19 protein-coding genes are annotated in these 20,721 nt (G+C 58.3%); 17 read left to right on the forward strand and 2 right to left on the reverse strand.

What is annotated here, in order from left to right:
- Positions 1-16 precede the first annotated feature (16 nt).
- Both ADIMK_RS05955 and dapC read right to left on the reverse strand, forming a co-directional pair.
- Positions 17-367, reverse strand: coding sequence for an arsenate reductase (locus ADIMK_RS05955; RefSeq protein WP_036184909.1), 351 nt, complete (start codon positions 365-367; stop codon positions 17-19).
- Between the two features lie 11 nt (positions 368-378).
- Positions 379-1,578, reverse strand: coding sequence for a succinyldiaminopimelate transaminase (gene dapC, locus ADIMK_RS05960; protein WP_036185323.1), 1,200 nt, complete (start codon positions 1,576-1,578; stop codon positions 379-381).
- A gap of 321 nt (positions 1,579-1,899) precedes the next feature.
- On the opposite strand from dapC, the gene ugpB reads away from it, so the two are divergent.
- The 17 genes from ugpB (at position 1,900) to ADIMK_RS06045 (ending at position 20,658) form a co-directional block, all read left to right on the forward strand.
- On the forward strand, positions 1,900-3,198 hold the full coding sequence (ugpB, locus tag ADIMK_RS05965) for a sn-glycerol-3-phosphate ABC transporter substrate-binding protein UgpB (protein WP_051692530.1): 1,299 nt from the start codon (positions 1,900-1,902) through the stop codon (positions 3,196-3,198).
- 52 nt (positions 3,199-3,250) lie between these two features.
- Positions 3,251-4,141, forward strand: a complete 891-nt coding sequence (ugpA, locus tag ADIMK_RS05970) for a sn-glycerol-3-phosphate ABC transporter permease UgpA (RefSeq protein WP_036184911.1) — start codon at positions 3,251-3,253, stop codon at positions 4,139-4,141.
- Positions 4,141-4,989 (forward strand): sn-glycerol-3-phosphate ABC transporter permease UgpE, encoded by an 849-nt coding sequence (gene ugpE, locus ADIMK_RS05975; RefSeq protein ID WP_036184913.1) that lies wholly within the window; start codon positions 4,141-4,143, stop codon positions 4,987-4,989. The genes ugpA and ugpE overlap by 1 nt, the downstream gene beginning before the upstream one ends.
- A gap of 10 nt (positions 4,990-4,999) precedes the next feature.
- Positions 5,000-6,085 carry a sn-glycerol-3-phosphate ABC transporter ATP-binding protein UgpC gene (gene ugpC / locus ADIMK_RS05980; RefSeq protein WP_036184915.1) on the forward strand — a complete coding sequence of 362 codons (1,086 nt, stop codon included), beginning with the start codon at positions 5,000-5,002 and terminating at the stop codon, positions 6,083-6,085.
- Entirely contained in the window at positions 6,079-6,882 is an 804-nt protein-coding gene (locus tag ADIMK_RS05985; RefSeq protein WP_051692533.1) for a glycerophosphodiester phosphodiesterase family protein, read from the forward strand. Before ugpC ends, ADIMK_RS05985 begins: the two co-directional genes overlap by 7 nt.
- A complete protein-coding gene (locus ADIMK_RS05990) occupies positions 6,869-7,642 on the forward strand; it encodes a DeoR/GlpR family DNA-binding transcription regulator (RefSeq protein WP_036184917.1) in 774 nt (257 codons plus the stop codon). The genes ADIMK_RS05985 and ADIMK_RS05990 overlap by 14 nt, the downstream gene beginning before the upstream one ends.
- Positions 7,639-8,424 (forward strand): HAD-IIB family hydrolase, encoded by a 786-nt coding sequence (locus tag ADIMK_RS05995; RefSeq protein ID WP_036184919.1) that lies wholly within the window; start codon positions 7,639-7,641, stop codon positions 8,422-8,424. Before ADIMK_RS05990 ends, ADIMK_RS05995 begins: the two co-directional genes overlap by 4 nt.
- A gap of 99 nt (positions 8,425-8,523) precedes the next feature.
- Entirely contained in the window at positions 8,524-9,249 is a 726-nt protein-coding gene (locus ADIMK_RS06000; RefSeq protein WP_036184921.1) for a glycerophosphodiester phosphodiesterase, read from the forward strand.
- A gap of 807 nt (positions 9,250-10,056) precedes the next feature.
- Positions 10,057-11,805, forward strand: a complete 1,749-nt coding sequence (locus ADIMK_RS06005; protein ID WP_051692534.1) for a sensor histidine kinase — start codon at positions 10,057-10,059, stop codon at positions 11,803-11,805.
- Positions 11,798-13,210: a sigma-54-dependent transcriptional regulator gene (locus ADIMK_RS06010; RefSeq protein ID WP_036184923.1), complete on the forward strand. Its 1,413-nt coding sequence runs from the start codon at positions 11,798-11,800 to the stop codon at positions 13,208-13,210. Before ADIMK_RS06005 ends, ADIMK_RS06010 begins: the two co-directional genes overlap by 8 nt.
- Entirely contained in the window at positions 13,203-14,477 is a 1,275-nt protein-coding gene (locus tag ADIMK_RS06015) for an ABC transporter substrate-binding protein (protein ID WP_051692536.1), read from the forward strand. Before ADIMK_RS06010 ends, ADIMK_RS06015 begins: the two co-directional genes overlap by 8 nt.
- A gap of 271 nt (positions 14,478-14,748) precedes the next feature.
- Positions 14,749-16,029, forward strand: a complete 1,281-nt coding sequence (locus ADIMK_RS06020) for an ABC transporter substrate-binding protein (RefSeq protein ID WP_036184929.1) — start codon at positions 14,749-14,751, stop codon at positions 16,027-16,029.
- Between the two features lie 154 nt (positions 16,030-16,183).
- Positions 16,184-17,080 (forward strand): branched-chain amino acid ABC transporter permease, encoded by an 897-nt coding sequence (locus ADIMK_RS06025; protein WP_036184931.1) that lies wholly within the window; start codon positions 16,184-16,186, stop codon positions 17,078-17,080.
- Positions 17,080-18,021 (forward strand): branched-chain amino acid ABC transporter permease, encoded by a 942-nt coding sequence (locus tag ADIMK_RS06030; RefSeq protein ID WP_036184934.1) that lies wholly within the window; start codon positions 17,080-17,082, stop codon positions 18,019-18,021. Before ADIMK_RS06025 ends, ADIMK_RS06030 begins: the two co-directional genes overlap by 1 nt.
- Before the next feature lie 4 nt (positions 18,022-18,025).
- Positions 18,026-18,841 carry an ABC transporter ATP-binding protein gene (locus ADIMK_RS06035; protein ID WP_036184936.1) on the forward strand — a complete coding sequence of 272 codons (816 nt, stop codon included), beginning with the start codon at positions 18,026-18,028 and terminating at the stop codon, positions 18,839-18,841.
- A complete protein-coding gene (locus ADIMK_RS06040) occupies positions 18,834-19,487 on the forward strand; it encodes an ATP-binding cassette domain-containing protein (RefSeq protein ID WP_036184938.1) in 654 nt (217 codons plus the stop codon). Before ADIMK_RS06035 ends, ADIMK_RS06040 begins: the two co-directional genes overlap by 8 nt.
- 13 nt (positions 19,488-19,500) lie before the next feature.
- The gene (locus tag ADIMK_RS06045) at positions 19,501-20,658 is read left to right on the forward strand and encodes an iron-containing alcohol dehydrogenase (RefSeq protein WP_036184940.1); all 1,158 of its coding nucleotides are present in this window, start codon (positions 19,501-19,503) and stop codon (positions 20,656-20,658) included.
- Positions 20,659-20,721: the final 63 nt, after the last annotated feature.

Consider the following 20,721-nt stretch of genomic DNA (forward strand, 5'->3'; position numbering starts at 1 on the left):
GTAATTCGTTTAACTGTCATTCGACGCCGAATAGGGCGGCGTACTCTTCGGCCTTGAAGCCGACACGAATCGTGTCGTTATGCTCAAGTACCGGGCGTTTGATCAGGGTAGGGTGCTCGACCAGCAAAGCCCGAAGGCCAGACTCGTCGAGACTGTCGCGCTGCTCGGCAGGCAGGGCCCGCCAAGTCGTGCCGCGCTTGTTCAATACGGTGTCGATGCTGAGGGCGTCGCACCAGCGATCAACCTGCGCACGCTCGAGACCCTCTTTGCGAAAGTCGTGAAACGCGCAGGCGATGCCGTTGGTTTCGAGCCATTTGCGTGTCTTGCGCACGGTGTCGCAGTTGCTGATGCCGTAGAGCGTTGTCATCGGTTTTTTCCTTACAGCGATTCCACATAGCGACGGATACGCTCAGCCGCCTCGATGACCTCTGACACGGTGGCCACCAGCGCCATGCGCACGAAGCCGGCGCCGGGCAGACGGCCATCGGCCATCGGCCGGGACAGGTAGCGGCCGGGCAGCACGGTCAGGTGCTGTTGCTCGAACAGGCCGCGGGTGAACAGGTCGTCATCGATCGGCGTAGGTGTCCACAGGTAGAAGCTGGCCTCTGGTGTTTTCACATCCAGTACCGGCGACAATATCTTGATCGCGGCGTCGAACTTGTGCCGGTATTGGCTGCGGTTCTCCAGCACATGGGCTTCATCGTTCCACGCGGCGATAGAGGCCAGCTGGTGCTGAATCTGCATCGCCCCGCCGTGGTAAGTGCGGTAGAGCAGGAACGGCTCGATCAACTTGGCGTCACCGGCGATAAAACCGGAGCGCAGACCGGGCAGGTTGGAGCGCTTGGACAGGCTGTGGAACACCACGCAGTTGCGATAGTCATGGCGACCCAGTTCGGCGCAGGCCTGTAGCAGTCCGACCGGAGGTTTCTCCTCGTCGAAGTAAAGCTCCGAGTAGCACTCGTCAGAGGCGATGATGAAATCATACTCGTCGGCCAGCGCGATCAGCTTCTTCAACTGCGCCATGTTGTGCACCGCCCCGGTCGGATTGCCGGGGGAGCAGACGAACAGCAACTGAGTGCGCTTCCAGACATCGGCCGGAATTGCGTCATAGTCCGGGATAAACCCGTGTTCCGGCAGGCAGGGCAGGTAGTAGGGCTCGGCACCGGACAGGTAGGCGGCACCCTCGTAAATCTGGTAGAAGGGGTCCGGCATCATCAACAGGGCGTCGGGGCTGCGCTGGATAGCGGCCTGGGCGAAGGCGAAGATCGCCTCGCGGGTGCCGTTGACCGGGAGCATGTGCCGCTCCGCGCTGAGGCTGCCTTCTTGCAGCTTGAAGCGGCGGGTACACCAGTCAGCCATGCTCTGACGCAGTTCGAGCATTCCCACCGTCGTGGGATAGACCGATACCTTGTCCAGATTCTCGCGCAACACGTCGAGCACGAACGGCGGCGCCGGATGTTTCGGCTCACCTATCCCTAACGAGATGTGTTCGAGACCGGCCGGCGGCGTTACGCCCTGCTTGAGCAGCGCGAGCTTTTCAAACGGGTAAGGCTGCAGGCGATCGAGATCTGGATTCATACGGCTCATGGATGTGTCCTTCAGACTTTCCTTATAACCCGCGCAAAAGGCGCGGATATAGCAGCAAATAGGGCCGCAAAGTATACCGGAAGGCGAACAATCGGCCAATCGAGTAGGGGGGAATCGGTAGCGGGAATCCCGGGGAGTAGTCGGCGGGCCACGGCTGAGTAGTGTGCACGACAAGGTGGTTGGACGTTCAGAATACATATAAATGAAACTGATTGGTAAGCGTTTTGAAATGAAGTGGTGGTGTTATGGGTTTCACTTGAAACCATTTGTCGGCTCGTAGAGCGGACAGTCATTAACTTCATGGAGCAGACAATGATTCGTAAAGCAGTTGGTTTGGCGTTGGCGTCGGCATTGAGCGTGCAAGTCAGTGCCGCTACAGAGATCGAGTGGTGGCACGCAATGGGTGGAAGCTTGGGCGAGAAGGTCAATGAGATCGCCGAAGGTTTCAACAACAGCCAGGACGCTTATGTCGTCAAGCCGGTGTTCAAGGGTAACTACACCGAGACCATGACCGCGGCAGTTGCTGCGTTCCGCGCTCATCAGCAGCCTCACGTCGTGCAGGTGTTCGAGGTGGGTACTGCGTCGATGATGGCCGCCAAAGGAGCAGTCTACCCGACGTGGAAACTGATGGCGGACGCCGGTGTCGAGTTTGATCCCAGTGACTACCTGAGCTCCGTGACCGGTTACTACACCAGCAATGATGGCAAGATGCTCTCCATGCCGTTCAACAGCTCAACCCCAGTGCTGTACTACAACAAAGACGCACTGGCTAAGGTCGGTGCCGAGCCCCCGAAGACCTGGGAAGAGATCGGTCAGGTCGGCAAAAAACTGATCGATGCCGGTTACAAGTGCGGATTCACCACCGGTTGGCAGTCTTGGGTACAGCTGGAAAACTTCAGTGCCCGTCATGACCTGCCGTTTGCAACTCAGAATAACGGCTTCGGCGGCACCGACACAGAGCTGGTGATCAACAGCCCGGCCCACGTCAAGCACATCGCGCAATTGGCCGAGTGGCAGAAGTCCGGCATTTTCAGCTACGGCGGCCGTCGCTCCGATAGTGCGCCGAAGTTCTACAGCGGTGAATGTGCCATGTACATGAACTCATCTGCATCTTACTCCGGCGTCAAAGGTGCTGTGAGCGACTTCGAATTTGGTGTCTCTCAATTGCCGTACTGGAAGTCCATGATCGACACCCCGAAAAACACTATCATCGGGGGCGCGACGTTATGGACCTTGAACGGTCACGACGCCGAAGACTACAAGGGTGTGGCACAGTTCTTCAGCTATCTATCCTCTCCTGAAGTACAGGCGGACTGGCACCAGTTCACCGGTTATCTCCCGATCACCTATGCCGCTGCGGAGCTCACCCGCAAGCAGGGCTTCTACGAGCAGAACCCGGGGACTGATGTGGCCATCACTCAGATGACCTCCGGTACGCCTACCGCAAACTCCAAGGGACTGCGTTTGGGTAACTTCGTCCAGATCCGCGACATCATCAACGAAGAGCTGGAAAACGTGTGGTCAGGAAAGGCGACTGCTCAGGACGCTCTGGATCGCGCGGTTGAACGCGGCAATACCCTTCTGCGCAAGTTCGAGCGCAGCAACGGCTGATAACCGGAGGACGGCGGCAGCGGCACGTGCGTGCTGGTGCCGCCCATGATCTATGTCTCATCACTCAAACATACCGGCGTTCAATCACCGCTTCCTGCCTTGGATATTAATGGCACCGCAGCTGCTTGTGACGCTGGTTTTCTTTATATGGCCAGCGGGGCAGGCCGTATGGCAATCCTTTCTCGTGGAGGACGCCTTTGGACTCTCGACAGAGTTTGTCTGGTTTGAAAACTACGCGCAGATCTTCACCGATAGCCGCTACTACCACACGCTGTGGACCACGATTATTTTCAGTGCTGGCGTGACCCTGATGTCGATGGGCGTATCCCTGCTTCTCGCGGTGATGGCGGATCAGGTCGTACGCGGAGCGCAGGTGTACAAAACCCTGTTGATCTGGCCTTACGCGGTTGCGCCTGCTGTTGCCGGCGTACTCTGGCTATTTATGTTTCACCCTACCGTGGGCGTTTTAGCGTACATGCTGGACACGATAGGTATCGAATGGAACCACTTTCTCGACGGTGATCAGGCGCTGTTGCTGGTAATTATTGCCGCCGCGTGGAAGCAGATAAGCTATAACTTCCTGTTTTTCCTGGCTGGATTGCAAGCCATTCCGCAGTCACTGCATGAAGCTGCCGCAATCGATGGTGCAGGCCCCGGACGCCGTTTCTTCACCATTACCTTTCCTCTGCTCTCACCGACGACCTTCTTTCTCCTGGTGGTCAATGTCGTGTACGCCTTCTTCGATACCTTCGGCATTATCCATGCGGTGACCAAGGGCGGCCCCGGTGATTCCACGCGTACCCTTGTCTACAACGTCTTCGATGATGGCTTCGTCGGGCTGGATCTTGGCGGTTCGGCGGCGCAGTCGGTTGTATTGATGGTGCTGGTTGGGCTGATGACCGTGGTTCAGTTCCGCTTTGTCGAACGAAAGGTGCAGTACTGATGGTTGAAAATCGTTTCTGGCTGAATCTTCTCAGTCATCTGGTTTTGGGGCTTGGCGTACTGCTAGTGGCCTTTCCTATCTGGATCGCATTCGTTGCCTCCACGCATTCGGCTCAAGGATTGGTGTCGGGCACGATACCGTTCTGGCCGGGCGACCTGTTTCTGGAGAACTTCTCACAGGTGCTTTCCGGCGGGAATGACGGCTCGGTTGGCGTATCCGCTATGCTAATGCTGTTCAACAGTCTGGTGATGGCGCTGGGTATCTCAATTGGCAAAATCGTGATTTCACTGATGGCGGCCTACGCCATCGTATTCTTCCGTTTTCCTCTACGCTCGGTCTGCTTCTGGATCATCTTCATGACCCTGATGCTGCCGGTTGAGGTGCGTATCATGCCCACCTTTCAGGTGGTGGCTAACCTGAATCTGCTTGACAGCTATACCGGTCTCACTCTGCCGCTGATCGCCAGCGCCACGGCGACCTTTTTGCTGCGACAGTTCTACATGACCATTCCGCCCGAGCTGGTGGAAGCGGCGCGTGTCGACGGCGCGGGCCCGGTCAAATTTCTATTCGATATTCTGCTGCCGCTGTCGCGCACCAACCTCGCGGCGCTGTTCGTGATCATGTTTATCTACGGATGGAACCAGTACCTCTGGCCGCTGCTGGTCACCACAGACGAGCATTATTACACCATCGTCATGGGTATCCAGCGCATGCTGGCGGTAGGTGACGACGAGGTTGCCTGGAATATCGTAATGCCGACGACGTTACTGGCCATGCTGCCACCGGTGGGTGTTGTGCTGATGATGCAGCGCCTGTTTGTAAAAGGACTGGTTGAGACCGAGAAATAAGAGATTAATCATGGCGACCCTGACTCTCGACGCTATTAGTAAAAAGTATCCCAACGGTCACGAGGCGATCAAACACCTGTCGATCGATATCGCGGATGGCGAGTTCATCGTGATCGTTGGCCCCTCCGGGTGCGGCAAATCTTCCTTGCTGCGCATGTTGGCGGGTCTGGAGACCGTCAGCAGTGGCGAACTGTTGATCGACGGTAACCGGGTCAACGAAAAGGAGCCGGCACAGCGTGACATCGCAATGGTGTTTCAAAACTATGCGCTGTACCCGCACATGACCGTCTACGACAACATGGCCTACGGACTGAAAAACCGCGGCTTTGGCAAACAGGAGATCGCCCAACGTGTCGAGCGCACCGCGTCGGTGCTGCAGCTGGATCATCTGCTGACTCGCAAGCCGCGCCAACTGTCCGGTGGTCAACGCCAGCGCGTCGCCATGGGCCGCGCCATCGTGCGCGATCCCAAGGTCTTCCTGTTCGACGAACCGCTCTCGAACCTGGATGCAAAACTGCGTGTACAGATGCGGATCGAGATCAAACGTCTGCAGCGTGAGCTGGGTACCACCGCCGTGTACGTGACCCACGATCAGATTGAAGCGATGACGATGGCTGATCGCCTGATCGTCATCAACAACGGAGCTGCTGAGCAGATCGGCACACCGATGGATATCTACGATTCGCCACAGACTCCCTTCGTAGCAAGCTTTATCGGCTCGCCGTCCATGAACTTCCTCGACGGTGAGTTGATCGGCGATCAGCTCAGGCTGGGTAGCGAAAGCATTACCCTGCCGAAGAAGCATGAGTTCGAAGGTGCCGTGAAAGTCGGGATCCGTCCTGAGCATCTTCATCGTTTCGATCATGATCAGGAGCGTTTCAGCCTCAATCTGAATGTACAGCTGGCTGAACCGCTGGGTGCGGATACCCTTTTACACGGGGTGGTACCGGGGGCGAACGGCGCCGATGTTGAGCTGACCGCCCGTCTGCGCGGCGAGTACAGGGATGTGAGCGACGAGCCTCTACGTCTGGGTCTTGATCTTAATGATCTGCATCTGTTCGATTCGAAAACCGACCAAAGGCTTGCTACATGCTGAGCGCGACATTTGACGGGGCGGACCTCCCCTTACTGATCGGTCATCGTGGTATTCCTTCTCTGGCACCGGAAAATACGCTCGGAGGTGTGCGCAAGGCCCACACTCTGGGGACGCGTTGGGTTGAACTCGATACGACGTTACTGGCCGATGGCACACCGGTGATCAATCATGATGCGGATCTGGATCGCCTGTCCGACCGCAGCGGCGTGCTGCATGAGCTCAATTTGCAGGATTTGATCGGTGTCGACACCGCCGTTCACTTCAGTGGCTGGCCGTGTTCAGAGCCTGTACCCACGCTGGCTGAGATGCTGGCGCTGTTAGCGTCTCTGGATATGGGGCTGAATCTGGAGATCAAGGATCACGGTCTGGATGCCGCTTACGTGGTCAACCGACTTGCACCTGTGCTCAACAGCTTCGACGCTGACCGGTTGCTGATTTCCAGCTTCAGCGAAGCGTTGCTGCAGCAGTGCCGGTTGCAGCTGCCGAACATTCGTATAGGGCTGCTGGTCGAGCGTCTTGAGGCGGGTTGGGTCGAACGTGTTAAGGCGCTTGGCCTTTTCAGCCTGCACTGTGACTGGAAGGGGCTCGATGCCGATATCCTTGAGCGCGCCAAAGCACTTGGCTTACGCGTTCTGTGCTGGACCGTCAATGATCGTGACGTGGGTATGCAGCTGCTTGCTCGGGGAGTCGATGGATTGATCACCGATTGTCCGCAGGTGTTTGCACCGTTGGTTAGAGGCGGCGATACCGCGCTGCTGTCGACAGAAACTGAGGCAGTTGCCTATGAAGCTCAATGATCGCCAGAAGGAGATCGTCGATGTGCTTGGCAACACCGGGGAGCTCAGCGTTGAACTGTTGGCAGAGCGATTTAGTGTCAGCACGCAGACGATTCGAAAGGATATCAACCAACTGTGTGAAGCGGGTCTGACACGGCGCGTACACGGAGGCGTGGCGCTGCCGGTAACCACGCAAAACAGTTCATACCATACTCGGCGTACCACTAATGCGTCTGTTAAAAGCACAATCGCACAGGCCTGTGCCACGCATATCCCGAGTGGCTCGTCGCTGTTTCTCGGTATCGGCACCTCGGTCGCGATGCTGGCGGAGGCCTTGATAGATCACCGTGATCTACAGGTTCTGACCAATAATTTGGATGTGGCCAATATCCTGTGCGATCACGTGGATATCAACGTTCTGCTCAGCGGTGGACGGCTACGCTGTAACGATCGTGATTTGGTGGGTGAGAAAACCGTACAGTTCTTTCGTGAGTTTCGGGTGGACTTCGGTATCGTCGGCAGCGGCGGCCTGGATCCGGACGCAGGGCTGCTGGATTTTGATCCTCAGGAAGCAGAAGTGAGCCGGGCCATCCTGGCCAATTCGCGGCAACGCATTCTTCTGGCCGATGCCAGCAAGTGGAAACGCCGTGCGATGGTCGTAGTAGCCCCCTTCGAACAGATTGATTTGTTCATTACCGATAGATTGACCTCGGATCAACAAGGGCTACTCGACAGCAGAGGTCTGGAGTGGCTTGCAACTTCAATGGATGATGTTCAATGAGTGTTATCAATCAGGCTTCGCTATCTGCTATCCGCTATCTGCTGACGGATGTAGATGACACCCTTACCACCGACGGTCAGCTGCTGCCCGAGACCCTGACTGCTATCTATCATTTGCATGAAGCGGGCGTTCAGGTGATACCCGTAACAGGTGCCTGCGCCGGATGGTGCGATCATATGGTGCGTGCCTGGCCGGTCAGTGCGGTGATTGGTGAAAGCGGCGCGTTCTACAAGATCTATCGGTCGGAAAAGCGGCTAATGCATATCGGCTGGTATGACGACGCGGAGCTCCGCCGGAGGCAGGCGGAGGTTATCGATGTGATAAAGCGCGAGTTAATGCCTCACTATCAAGATCTTCGATTCGCTCAGGATCAGGTTTACCGGGTGGCGGATGTGGCGCTCGATATTGGGCAGGATCGAGAGCCCTTGCCGCAGCAGCAGATACGGGAGCTGCTGAGACTTTTGACGCAGTGCGGCGTACAGGCGCGCGCCAGCTCGATCCATATTAATGCCTGGCGCGGGGACTTCGGAAAGTTCCCGATGGCACTGAGGTTGCTGCGCAACGAGTTTAATCTGGATGACGAACAGATTCTCAATCAGGTAGCGTTCATCGGTGACTCGGCCAACGACGAATCGATGTTCGCCGGTTTGAAGTACACTTTTGGTGTCGCCAACATCGCGCAGTGGCTAACCGATATGCGTCATCATCCTGCGGTATTGCTTGAACAGCCTCGTGGATTGGGTTTTGTGGAGCTGGCGGACCGGTTACTGGAGGCTCGTTAATGTAGGGTGGGAGGCGCGTTGCAGTAAAAGGCTAAACGGCGTTATCAGCTGCCAATTTAAAAGGGGCTATGCTTGCTCTATAACATGGGCTGATGGGTTATGAGAGCTACCGACATTCCAAGGGTTATCGGTCACCGCGGCGTGCGCAAGCTGGCGCCGGAAAACTCGCTCAGCGGCGTGCGCGAGGCGGCGCGGCAAGGGGTACGCTGGGTCGAGCTGGATGTGACCCTGCTGGGCGATGGCACGCCGGTGATCCACCACGACGACGATCTGGCCCGGCTGTGCGGCCGACCTCAGCCGCTGCGCAACCTGAGCCTTGCGGATCTGCCGCGGATCGATATCGGCAGTCATTATCGCGATTCGCCGCCGGAGCCGCTGCCGACTCTGGCGGAGATGCTGACGCTGCTCGACGAGCTGGATATGGGGCTGAATCTGGAGGTGAAGGATCACGGCGAAGACCCGCGTTATGTGATTCAGCAGATCGTGCCGGTACTCGAGCGCTTCGACCCCGAACGACTGATCGTTTCAAGTTTCAGTGCCGAACAGTTACGCCAATGCCATCTACTGGTACCGGATCTGAGACGCGGTTTCCTGACCGCCAGACTGCCCCCGGATTGGCCGCTGCTGCTGGATCGGTTGGGCATTTACAGCATTCATTATCGTTGGCAGGCGCTGAAAGAGAGCACGCTGAGTCTGCTCAAAGCGAGCGGTTATCCCGTGATCTGTTGGACAGTCAACAATAAGAAAGCGGGCGAACGCCTGCTGGCGCAGGGGGTTACGGCACTGATTACCGACGATCCGCAGCCGTTTGCGCGCTATCTCTAACGGCTGCCTGTCTGAATGCGGGAGCGCTCTAGGCTCCGGCATAGGTACTTCGTCCCCACTCGAGCGCTTCCGACAGCAGCGCCTTCAGCAGGTGCGCCGTTGGCTCTGCCAATGTTGGGTTATAGGCAAAAGGTTCCTGTTCCTCCATGTAATTGCACTGGGCCAGTTCCAGCTGCACCGCGTGGATGTGACGGGCCGGATCGCCCCTCAGCGGTGGTGCCCAGGCCCTGGGGCAGCCGGTCGGCGAGCTGGCGGAGGGCGTGCGTGCCGATCTGCTGGTGCTCGATGGCGAGGATCCCTACCTCGCTGCTGGGCGCGGATTAGTGCGCCAGGGCTCTCTACTGCTACCGTAACGGCTCCGCGAGGGCTGGCCCTACGGCCAAACTGATCGGCTCTATTGGAACGCCTTGGGATCTTCAGCGTTCACTACGAGCGGCAAGCGCTGGATGAACACAATCTGAAACGGCTGCGTGCCTTGCCAGCGGCTACCCACTGATCTACTGGACCGTCAACGGTCTGATCGCGGGGGGCGGGTTTTGATGCAGGGGGGGGGCCGCGCTGATTACAGATGATCCACAACCGTTTCATCGGCTGCTCTGAGTTGTTTCAGGGTTATCCCCCTCCATTACCCGTTCGTTGCTCTCGTTTAGAGGCTCGGGGAAGCGTTTCAAGCACCTGTATTCACGCTATTGAGCGATAAGCCGACAATGTCGAGTGCTTGCGTCCATGCTAAGTGTAATACGATACTTCCAAGACATCGGATCCTGCCGAGATTCGAACCCTATAATAAATAAGAGTCGTTCGCTCGTGGCCAAGCGCTCAACCGGGAGGCGGAAAAGCCAACCGCATCTATTCAGGCGGAGCAGCCTTGCGCGCCGTTACCTGCTCAGCTCACTGCTTATTGCGTTGATTCCGCTGCTGCTGTTGGCCGGGGTTTATGATGCGCTATATGTCAGAGCCCTGAATAAGGTGGCCGAGAGTCGAACCAACGCACGCATGGCGGCGACAGAGAATCTGCTGGCCAGTTTCCTGCAAGAGCGTTTGTTCGAGCTGCAGGAGTTGATCGATGACCCGGTGCTGTCCGACTACCTCGGATCCACGCGAACCGGAGCTCTACTTCCAGATGCGGTCGATCGCACGCTTCGTCGGCAACTGGATAGCCCCTATGTATACGGTGTCATTCTCAAGCGGCGGTTCACCTCCGCGCCGGATTGGTATCTTCCCCAATCGCTCAGGGTCGGCATCGATCTTGGCACTCTGCCGATTACGCCACTGCGTGATGCCGAACTTCTTGGCCCGGTTTCCCCGAATGTCGATCGACCGGGTTGGCTGGTGCTCAAACTGGGATTGAATCAGAGCGATAACCCGGAGCAGGCGGCTTGGCTCGGCCTGGTATTGCGTTTGACCAGTTTCACCGACCGCATGCGGGACCTCGAGCTGCAGGGGCTGCAGCAGCCTCTGCTTCGAGCGCCGAACGGTGTCTATTTGAGCCAGCTGGGTACACAGGTCGATCCCCATGCGGCACTAAGTGAACGGGATGATGTGGGCGCGGAGTTTCTGCCCGGATGGAATATTCGACTGTTGTGGTTGGGGGATCCTCTTTACTCTCCGCTGGAGTTGGCCCGTTTCGGACTGTTATTGCTGGTCTTCGCCTCCGCCATCGGCATTGTCTGGCTGGCGCGGCACCTGTCACAACGTCTCAGTGACCAGATTACCCCTCTGATAGAAGGGGCAGAGCGGGTAGCCGGAGGTGATTTCGACACGCCGCTCAATATCCGCGGCACTGCTGAGATAGGGGTGCTGGCGCTCGCACAGGAGCGCATGCGGCTGCGGCTCAAACGCCTGATTCGGGGGATGGTGGAGGTTGAGCGTCGCGCTGTGCTTGGACAGTTCGCGGCAGGTGTGGCCCATGAGATCCGCAATCCATTGGCGACCATCAAAACCAGCGTTCAGGCACTGTCGCGCAAGGAAACGGAGCCGCACCGGCTGGAGCTGATGCAGATGGTCAGCCATGAGATTGATCGCACCAACGATGTGGTGCAGCTGCTGCTCGATTACGCCCGGCCGAGGCAGGCTGAGGCGAACCGTATCAACCTGCAGGAGCTGATCGACTCGGTGAAAGTGCTGGCGGATGGCATCGCCCACAGCCATGGTATTCAGATCGAAACCGTCGTGCATGACAAGGCGGTCTACGCCTGGGCCGATCCTGCACAGGTGCGACAGATCATCATGAACCTGGTGATGAACTCGATTCAGGCGATGGAAACGATGGGCGGCACGGTGCGCCTGCAGGCGCGCCGCCAGGGGCTGTCGGCATACCTCTTCGTCAAGGATAACGGGCCCGGCGTCAGTCAGGAGCAACTGGCCTATCTTACCGAACCGTTTTACACCACCAAATCCAGCGGCACGGGGTTGGGGCTATCCATCTGCAGCCAACTGGCTCATTCGAACGATGGCAAACTGACGTTTCGCAGTGTTTCCGGGCAGGGGATGCGCGTGAGCCTGCGCTTGCCGCTGTACACCACGGACAGAGAGAAATTAGAAAGACATGAGTAGTCCACGTGTATTGATCGTCGATGATGAGCGGAATCTGGTACGCAGCCTAAGCTTCTCGCTGCAGGAGGAGCAGATGCATGTCGAGTCCGCCTACACCGGCAAGGACGGAATTGAAGCGGTCCGCTCGGCGCAGCCGGATATCCTGTTACTTGATCTGAACTTGCCCGACCTGTCGGGGCTTGAGGTGCTGGAGGCGATCCATGACGGCCCCGGCGCGCCGATGGTGATTATGATTTCGGCTCATGGCGATACGCGTACAGCGGTGGAGGCGGTCAAGCGAGGCGCTCAAGACTACATCACCAAACCCTTTGATCTGGATGAGCTGGTAATGCTGATCAGGCGCTGTTACGAGCAGAAACGGCTGAGCGATGAAGTGCAGTATTACCGCACCCAGATGGCGGATCACAGCGGGTTGATCGGTGACGGTCCGGCTATGCAGGAGCTGCGCCGTCAGGTCTCGCGTATCGGTGCCAGCTCGGTTAAGACCATCCTGCTGCTAGGCCCTTCGGGTGGCGGCAAAACCCTGGTTGCAAAGGCGCTGCACAATGTCAGAAATCCGGATGCCGCATTCGTATCCGTTAACTGTGCCTCGCTGCCGGAGAGTCTGCTCGAGGCTGAGCTGTTTGGCGCTGAACGTGGGGCGTATACCGGTGCCGACAAAAAGCGTAGCGGGCTGGTTGAACTGGCGGACGGCGGTACGCTGTTTTTGGATGAGATCGGCGAGCTGCCCCTGGCACTGCAGGCGAAACTGCTGACCTTTCTCGAGACGCATCGCTTTCGTGCCGTGGGGGGGACCGTCGAGCGCAGTGCGGATATCAGAATCATCGCCGCGACCAATCGAGATCTACAGGCGGAGTCAGCGGCAGGACGTTTTCGCGAGGATCTCTACTACCGCTTGAATGTGATGCCGCTGAGCGTCCCCGCCCTGGTGGAGCGGTGTGAGGATCTCCCGGCCCTGCTGGCCTATTTCGTCGACGAGTTTGCCCGCCAGGAGGGGTGTCAGCCGATCTCGCTGTCGGCAGAGGCGGCGGCGCGTTTGCGTGCCTACCACTGGCCGGGGAACGTGCGCGAGCTGCGCAACATGATCGAGCGGCTGACAATTCTCTATTCCGGCAGTGAAATTGGTGTTGCGGAGCTGCCAGTGGAGATTCAGCACTCCGCACTGCCGGCGGAGAGAAGCCTGGACAGTGGCGCATCGGCGCAGAATGTGGCGAGAGATGACGGCGCCGAGATGACTCCCGACGGCATGCTGGCCGAGGAGATCATGCAGCGTGAGCGGGAGTACATACTGGAAGCGCTTAATCGGGCCAACGGCCGCAAAGGGATGGCAGCCGAATGGCTGGGCATATCGCGGCACGCGCTGAAGCGGCGTATGCAGAAGCTAAAGTTGGGCGACTATGAATAACCTGAGGCCGGCAGTACCCGTTTTGCGGGCCGGAATAATGCTTCTGCTGACGCTGCTTTGCTCTCTTTATGCGTTCAGAGCGGCGGCTTACGACGAGATGGGGGCGACGGCCGATGATGCCGATATCGTGGTCGGTTGCCTGTTCCCGATGTCGGGCCGCGCAGGTGTGCTGGGGCGGGATTCGGTGGTAGGGATCAAGCTGGGCCTGGAGTACCTTGCGCGCGAGCCGGGCAACTGGCCGAAACTCAGGGTGATACTGGGTGATACCAAGTCCAAGCGCGCCACTGCGGTTGGTGTGGCGGAACGGTTTATCAACGACTACTCGGCGGGCTTTCTCTGCGGTGTCGTCAACTCCTCGGTGGCGGTGGAGGTGTCGGAACTGTCGCGTGAGCGCGGCGTGATTATGATCGGGACGGACCATGCATCCTCGCGTCTGACCGGGGAGCTGTTGCACAAGGGATACTTCCGGGTTACCAACGACTCCTGGCAGTCGATGGCGGCGGGCGCGCTCTATGTAAAGGAGCGCTTTGCCGACACCCTTGCCAGGCGTCCGCTCTCGCTGGCGTACCTGGGGCCCGACTACGAGTATGGCTATCAGGTGTGGAGCGACTTTCGTTCGGCACTGGACCGCTTCGGCGTGCCCTACGAGGTGGTCCGAGTACTCTGGCCCAATCTCAACGAGCCGGACTACAGCCGCTATATCAGCGAGTTGATCTCGGCCAAACCGGATTTAGTGGTGAACAGCCTCTGGGGGGGCGATATCGTTGCATTCGTCAATCAGGCGATTGAGACGCCGCTGTTCAAAACGACCACTTTCGCCAATTTCGAGAAAGGTGCCGACTATGAGATCTTCTCGCAACTGGGCGCCAAGATGCCACAAGGACTGCTGCTCTCCTCTAGGCACCACGTGAACTGGCCCGATACCGAGTTAAACCGCTGGTTTGTCAATCAATTTCACAACGAAACTGGCTATTTCCCCTCCTCCGGTGCGGAAGGCGCGTTTGCCGGTATCCTGGCGATTGCACAGGCAGGTCGAGCGGTCGGTCCGCCCTACAACGACCGTGAGGCACTGATTGCCGCGCTTGAGGGGATGAAAATAAAGCTGCCGGAAGATCCGGACGGTTTTACATCGACCATCGATCCGGTCACCCACCAGATCCAGCAGGTGATGGCCGTTGGCGAGACGGTGGAAAACCGGGCCTATCCGCCGGCGCGGGTGATGCTGGGTAATTGGCGTGTCTACTACCCGCGCGACCTTGAGCGTTGACCCAACAGGTTGAGCGGAAAACGCTCATGGTGCGCTCATAACCCGAGCGGTTACCGCTCATCTTTTTCGTGAATGACCGAGTTTGTAAAATAATATCAATAAAAACAATTTGATATATCGTATTTCCTGAGTGGCATGAGGGTTGCTGTATACAGGTCGCAGCGATGCATCGTTGCATTATCCCCAGCCGTTTCGGATCGATCAGGCATTAGCCGTCGGTTCGCTGCGCTGACATCACCTGAACAGATAACAACAATACTCAGGAGCCATTATGCGATTGGATTCACTAAAACCCCTGTCCCTTGCCTGTGCAGTTGCTGCCGGTACCTTGGTCACCAGCGTGCAGGCCGCCGAGGAGTATAAGCTCGGCCTGGTCACCTTCCTCTCCGGCGCCGCATCCGGACCCTTTGGCATCCCCGCCAAGAATGCGGCTGATCTGGTTATCGATGCGATCAATGACGGTACGCTGCCGGCGCCGATCAGCGGCAAGGGGATCGACGGTCGTCAGATCAAACCCATCTATGTCGATGAGGCGGGGGGGGCAACCAAGCAGACCGCGGAGTATCGCAACCTCGTGGACCGTGAAGGTGTGGACAGCATCGTCGGCTATATCTCCTCAGGAGACTGTCTGGCGATTCCGCCGGTGGCGGAAGAGCTGAAGACGCTGACGGTGCTGTTTGACTGCGGCACGCCGCGCGTGTTCGAGGAGGGTGATTACAAGTATGTGTTTCGCAGCCACTCTACCGCCAGCATGGATAACATCGCAGCGGCACGGTATATCAACGAAACCGTCGATAGCCTGAAAAGCATCTCCGGCATAAATCAGAACTATTCCTGGGGCCACGACAGCTGGAGAGACTTCACCGAAACGCTGAAGGTACTGCGCAGTGGCGATATCGAAATAACCACCGAACAGTTCCCGAAACTTTTCGCTGGCCAGTATGGCGCTGAAATATCCGCCCTGATGGTCAAGCCGGCGGATGTGGTACACACCTCGTTCTGGGGCGGCGATACCGATGCATTGGTGCTTCAGGCGGCGGCGCGTGGACTGCTTGAAGATAACCAGATGATATTCACCGCCGGGGAGACCGCATTGAACAGCCTCGGCGAACATCTTCCCGATGGCGTTATTATCGGCGCCCGCGGCCCGTTTGGGCCCTTCGCCCCCGAAAGTGAACTCAATACCTGGTTCCAGAGCGAGTTCACCAAGCGTTTCGGTACCCCGCCGACCTACCCGGCTTATCACATGGCGCAAGCGGTCATCGGTCTGAAGCTGGCGTACGACAAGGCTGGCGCAGACGCCACCACCGAGCAGGTGATCGACGCCTTCGAATACATGGAGTTCGAGGGTCCGGGCGGAAAGGTCAGCATGAATCGTGGCAAGGGCCATCAAGCGGCCACCGAGATGGTTTATGGCCGACTGACCCGTAGCAATGGCGAGATCGGCTTTACCGATGTGCGCCGTTATGCGGCGGACTGCGTAAACCCGCCGGAAGGTGCCATCACCGAAGAGTGGATCAAGGCCGGCATGCCAGGAGCCAAGTGCGACTGATCCGCAAACCGAGGTCGGCGCTTGGCTGAACCGGCCGAGCGCCACGCCTTGGAGTTACCCGCAACTATCCGCAATGACCCGACACGTAGGGAGAGCCGAACTCTCTCTGTGCAGTCTGCTGCGCGCCTTTGGCGCGAAGGTATGGGATGTAGTAATGACACAACTACTCGCAATTATTATCGATGGCGTCGTCTACGCCTCCTGGCTGTTCATTATCGCGGCCGGATTGACGCTGATCTATGGCGTCATGCGCATACTGAATATGGCGCATGGCAGTTTTTACGCTATCGGCGCTTATGCCGGTGCCGGAATGGTCGGCTGGTATTTTTCGACCGGCTCCGTGCCCTGGCTCAGTTTTGCCGTGCTGATCGGCGCCGCCCTGATTGCCGGGCTGTTCATCGGCCTGTTGATCGAGCGTGGGCTCCTGCGCTTCATGTATGGACGTAATGAGGTGGTCATGATTCTGGTCACCTATGCGATCCTGCTGATCCTGGAGGATGCGATCAAGTTGATCTGGGGGGTGGAACCCTACTTCGCTTACCAGCCCTATTCGCTGCTCGGCCGAACCAAACTGGCCGGACTCTCCTTTGCCAATTACGACTTCATGCTCATCGTTGTCAGCACCCTGATTGGCCTGGCGCTCTGGTACGGCCTGAACCGCACCCGCAACGGCAAGCTGCTGCGGGTGGTGATTCATGACCGCGAAATCGCGCAGGCGCTGGGTATCAACGTGTCCCGCATCTTTACCATCACCTTCCTGATTGGTGCTGGACTGGGGGCCCTGGCTGGCGCGTTGACGGCGCCGGGGCTTTCCGTTGTCCCGGGCATCGGTATCGAGGTGATTGTGCTGGCCTTTGCCGTTGTCGTTATCGGCGGACTGGGTAGCGTTTCCGGTGCGTTAGTCGGCGCGTTAATTGTTGGTCTTGCACGCGCCGCCGCCGTGCATCTCTACCCTGAGGTCGAACTGTTCGTCATCTACGCGGTGATGGGTCTGGTGCTTGCGATCCGTCCTCAAGGGCTCTTTGCCGTGGCCAGTGCGAGGAAAATCTGATGCAGACTAAGAGTATTTTATTGTTGATAGGCGGTGCGCTGGGCCTGTTTGTGCTTGGCCTGCTGGTGCCCGAATGGCTCTCCTACCTGATGATCATCGCAATGGGCAAGGGGATCGTGGTACTGGGTGTCGTATTACTGATGCGTGCGGGACTGGTCTCGTTTGGCCAGGGGCTCTACTACTGCATCGGTGCATACGTCGCCGGCACGTTGACGCAGTTTGCCGGTATCAGTGACGTGCTGCTGATTCTGCTGGCCTCCATCGCCGCCTCGGTGCTGGTGGCGGCTCTGGTGGGGCTTTTGTTGTGCCGTTATCGCGGCATCTTCTTTGCCATGTTTTCGATGGCATTTTCGATGATCCTGTACGGCCTGCTGGTACGCAGCTCTGTCTTGGGTTCGACCGACGGCTTCAACGTTCTGCGTCCGAGTCTGCTTGGCTGGGTACCGTCCGACGACGCCTCGAGCGATCTGGTGCTGGCCGTCGCGGTGGTCATGGTCATGATACTTGGATCACTGATGTGGCTCTATTTCCGCTCACTTTCCGGCTACGCCGGGGAAGCGGTGCGGGAGAACGAGATCCGCGTCGAGTACCTGGGCACATCGGTGTTTCGCATCATCTACACAAAGTATCTGATCGCGGCAGCACTAGCTGGCATCGGTGGCACTGTTACCGCGTTGGTCAGTGGCCATGTCGACCCGGAGATGGCGTATTGGACGACGTCCGGTGAGTTTGTCTTTATCGCGCTGATGGGGGGCACATCCCATGTGGCGGCACCTATGGTCGGTGCCGGGCTGTTCGAACTGTTGCGCACCTACGCGTTCGCCATCGCTCCTTACACCTGGCAGATGATCCTGGGCAGCACGCTGCTGTTGATCATCATCTTCCTGCCCTCCGGCCTGTGGTCGCTGGTCAGCCGCTTCAGCCGTCAAGCCCGAGGATAAGTCGATGAGTGCACTGCTGGAAACCAGAAACTTAGAACGTAGCTTTGGTGCCGTAACCGCCGCTGTCGATATCAATGTGTCGATAAACGCCGGCGAAGTCGTGGGTGTGATCGGCTCCAATGGCGCGGGCAAAACTACCTTTATCAATATGGTGACGGGCTATCTGAAACCCTCCGCCGGTGAAATCCTGGTCGATGGCCGCAGCATCGTCGGCTTGCAGCCCCGTGCTGTCGTCCGCGCCGGTGTGGGGCGCTCCTTCCAGGTCGCACAACTCTTCCCGGAGCTGAGCGTACTCGACAACGTGCTGGTGGCCCTGGGGCTGTCAGTCGATCGCAAGCTGACGTTGCTGCGCCCGTTGCACTCCCAGAAACGCCGACGTAAAGCGCTGGAGATACTGGCTGAATATGAGATCGCCGGTCACGCCGATGAGGTGGTGGCGACGCTGCCGCAGGGGGTCAGGAAGCTTTTGGATATCGCCATGGCGATGCTGTCATCGCCCCGCCTGATGCTGCTCGACGAGCCGACGTCGGGAGTCGCGATAGAGGATAAGTTCGCGCTGATGGAAACGGTAATGAATAGGGTGCGCAAAAGTAATGCCGCGACACTGTTCGTGGAGCACGACATGGATGTGGTGCAGCGCTACGCCGACCGGGTATTGGCCTTTTACGACGGCCGTATCCTGGCGGACGGTACAACAGCCAAGGTGTTGTCGGACCCGAAGGTGCAGGAGCTGGTGGTGGGTCACCATCTGGATATCGAGGTGGACAGCGCCGACGCATACGAATCGACCGTTGTCCCTATGGAGGTTCGCAATGCTTAAATTCGAAAATATCAACGCCAGTATCGCGGGTACGCCCATTCTACGGGACGTCAATCTGAATGTGGAAAAGGGCACCATGGTCGGCCTGATTGGCCGAAACGGTGCCGGTAAGACCACATCGCTGCGTACCGTTATGGGGTTACTCAAGCCGACGTCGGGACAGGTCATTATCGATGGTCAGGATATGACGGTGGAAGGCGCCTATGAGCGGGCCGCCCTGCATGTCGGTTATATGCCTGAAGACCGCCGGTTGGTGCCGGACCTAACCGTGGAGGAGAACATTCTGGTTCCGGCCTGGGCGAACGAAATTCCTAACCTGACCTCGCGTCTGGCCTGGATATATGAGCTGATGCCGGAGGTGGAGGCGTTCTCGTCACGCCGCGCACTGCAGCTGTCCGGCGGGCAGCAGAAACTGGTAGCACTGGCCCGAGCGCTGATGAGCGGAAGTCATCTGCTGCTGCTCGATGAGCCCTTCGAGGGGGTGGCGCCGGCACTGTCGCGTCGTCTGGCAAGCGTGCTGCACACACTGAAGGATGAAGGACTCACGGTTTTGCTGTCCGAGTCCGATTACACCCATTCCGCTGACCTGCTCGATGCCGGCTACCGGATAGAGCGTGGCAGTGTCACGCCAATTGAGCAGCACTAAAGGAGGATGAGTGATGTCAGGTTTTACCTTCAATACGGCGAAAAGCATTCTCTGTGAAGCCGGTGCCGTCGCGCGACTGGGCGCGATTGCCAGGGAGCAGATAGGTCAGCGGATACAGATCGTCACCGATGCGGGCGTGGTCGCCGCTGGGCTGCTCGAACCCGTGGAGCGTGCACTGTCAGAGGCGGGTCTTGATCTGGTGGTCTTCGACGCGGTAGTGGCCGACCCACCGGCGGAGGTCGTCCAATGTGCCTGTGAGCAGGCGCGTAACGCGCGGGTGGACGGCATTATTGGCCTTGGCGGGGGCTCATCCATGGATGTGGCCAAGCTGGTGGCGTTGCTTGTCGGTGGCGGAGAGTCGCTGGACGACATCTACGGCGTCGGTATCGCCAGGGGGAAACGTTTGCCGTTGATCCAGATACCGACGACGGCCGGCACCGGCTCGGAGGTCACGGCGGTTTCGATCATCACCGTGGGCGAGTCGGAAAAGAAGGGTGTTGTCGCACCTCAGCTGCTCCCCGATCTGACCCTGTTGGACGCCGAGCTGACACTGGGCCTGCCACCCCATGTAACAGCGGCTACGGGTATCGATGCCATGGTCCACGCGATCGAGGCTTATACCTCTAAGTCACCGAATAATAATCCGATCTCCAGCATACTCGCGCGCCAGGCGCTGCAACTGCTCAACGCCAATATCGAAAAGGCCGTACACCAGGGTGGGGATATTGCGGCGCGGTCGGCGATGTTGCTCGGTGCCATGTTGGCGGGACAGGCATTTGCCAACTCCCCGGTCGCTGCCGTTCACGCGTTGGCCTACCCGATAGGGGGCATCTTCCATGTTCCGCATGGGTTGTCCAATGCGCTGGTGCTGCCGCATGTAATGCGGTTCAACGCCGCGGCCTGTGAATCGGCCTATGCCGAACTTGCCGTCGACCTGCTGCCGCAAGCGGCCAGCGCATCCAGTGCGGGGCGTGCACAGCTACTGATCGAGCATTTGGCCGGTCTGTGCAGAACGCTTGGGCTGCAGACCCGTCTGCGTGAGCTCGGGATCGCACAATCCGATCTGCCGAGAATGGCAGTCGATGCGATGAAACAAACACGGCTGCTGGTCAACAATCCTCGCGAGGTGGATCAAGCCTCTGCGTTGGCAATATACGAGCAGGCATGGTGATTCGCTGGGCTAGGGGCCCGATGGCGATAGCCGTGCAAGTCGTTCCGAATCTACAGGAAGAAG

Origin of the sequence: Marinobacterium lacunae, assembly GCF_000705555.1 — a bacterium.
Classification (GTDB): domain Bacteria; phylum Pseudomonadota; class Gammaproteobacteria; order Pseudomonadales; family Balneatricaceae; genus Marinobacterium_D; species Marinobacterium_D lacunae.

Bases quoted from the DNA above. Each gene is read 5' to 3' on its own strand.
- ADIMK_RS05955 (WP_036184909.1), bottom strand. From the start codon at position 367: ATGACAACGCTCTACGGCATCAGCAACTGCGACACCGTGCGCAAGACA.
- dapC (WP_036185323.1), bottom strand. From the start codon at position 1,578: ATGAATCCAGATCTCGATCGCCTGCAGCCTTACCCGTTTGAAAAGCTC.
- ugpB (WP_051692530.1), top strand. From the start codon at position 1,900: ATGATTCGTAAAGCAGTTGGTTTGGCGTTGGCGTCGGCATTGAGCGTG.
- ugpA (WP_036184911.1), top strand. From the start codon at position 3,251: ATGTCTCATCACTCAAACATACCGGCGTTCAATCACCGCTTCCTGCCT.
- ugpE (WP_036184913.1), top strand. From the start codon at position 4,141: ATGGTTGAAAATCGTTTCTGGCTGAATCTTCTCAGTCATCTGGTTTTG.
- ugpC (WP_036184915.1), top strand. From the start codon at position 5,000: ATGGCGACCCTGACTCTCGACGCTATTAGTAAAAAGTATCCCAACGGT.
- ADIMK_RS05985 (WP_051692533.1), top strand. From the start codon at position 6,079: ATGCTGAGCGCGACATTTGACGGGGCGGACCTCCCCTTACTGATCGGT.
- ADIMK_RS05990 (WP_036184917.1), top strand. From the start codon at position 6,869: ATGAAGCTCAATGATCGCCAGAAGGAGATCGTCGATGTGCTTGGCAAC.
- ADIMK_RS05995 (WP_036184919.1), top strand. From the start codon at position 7,639: ATGAGTGTTATCAATCAGGCTTCGCTATCTGCTATCCGCTATCTGCTG.
- ADIMK_RS06000 (WP_036184921.1), top strand. From the start codon at position 8,524: ATGAGAGCTACCGACATTCCAAGGGTTATCGGTCACCGCGGCGTGCGC.
- ADIMK_RS06010 (WP_036184923.1), top strand. From the start codon at position 11,798: ATGAGTAGTCCACGTGTATTGATCGTCGATGATGAGCGGAATCTGGTA.
- ADIMK_RS06015 (WP_051692536.1), top strand. From the start codon at position 13,203: ATGAATAACCTGAGGCCGGCAGTACCCGTTTTGCGGGCCGGAATAATG.
- ADIMK_RS06020 (WP_036184929.1), top strand. From the start codon at position 14,749: ATGCGATTGGATTCACTAAAACCCCTGTCCCTTGCCTGTGCAGTTGCT.
- ADIMK_RS06025 (WP_036184931.1), top strand. From the start codon at position 16,184: ATGACACAACTACTCGCAATTATTATCGATGGCGTCGTCTACGCCTCC.
- ADIMK_RS06030 (WP_036184934.1), top strand. From the start codon at position 17,080: ATGCAGACTAAGAGTATTTTATTGTTGATAGGCGGTGCGCTGGGCCTG.
- ADIMK_RS06035 (WP_036184936.1), top strand. From the start codon at position 18,026: ATGAGTGCACTGCTGGAAACCAGAAACTTAGAACGTAGCTTTGGTGCC.
- ADIMK_RS06040 (WP_036184938.1), top strand. From the start codon at position 18,834: ATGCTTAAATTCGAAAATATCAACGCCAGTATCGCGGGTACGCCCATT.
- ADIMK_RS06045 (WP_036184940.1), top strand. From the start codon at position 19,501: ATGTCAGGTTTTACCTTCAATACGGCGAAAAGCATTCTCTGTGAAGCC.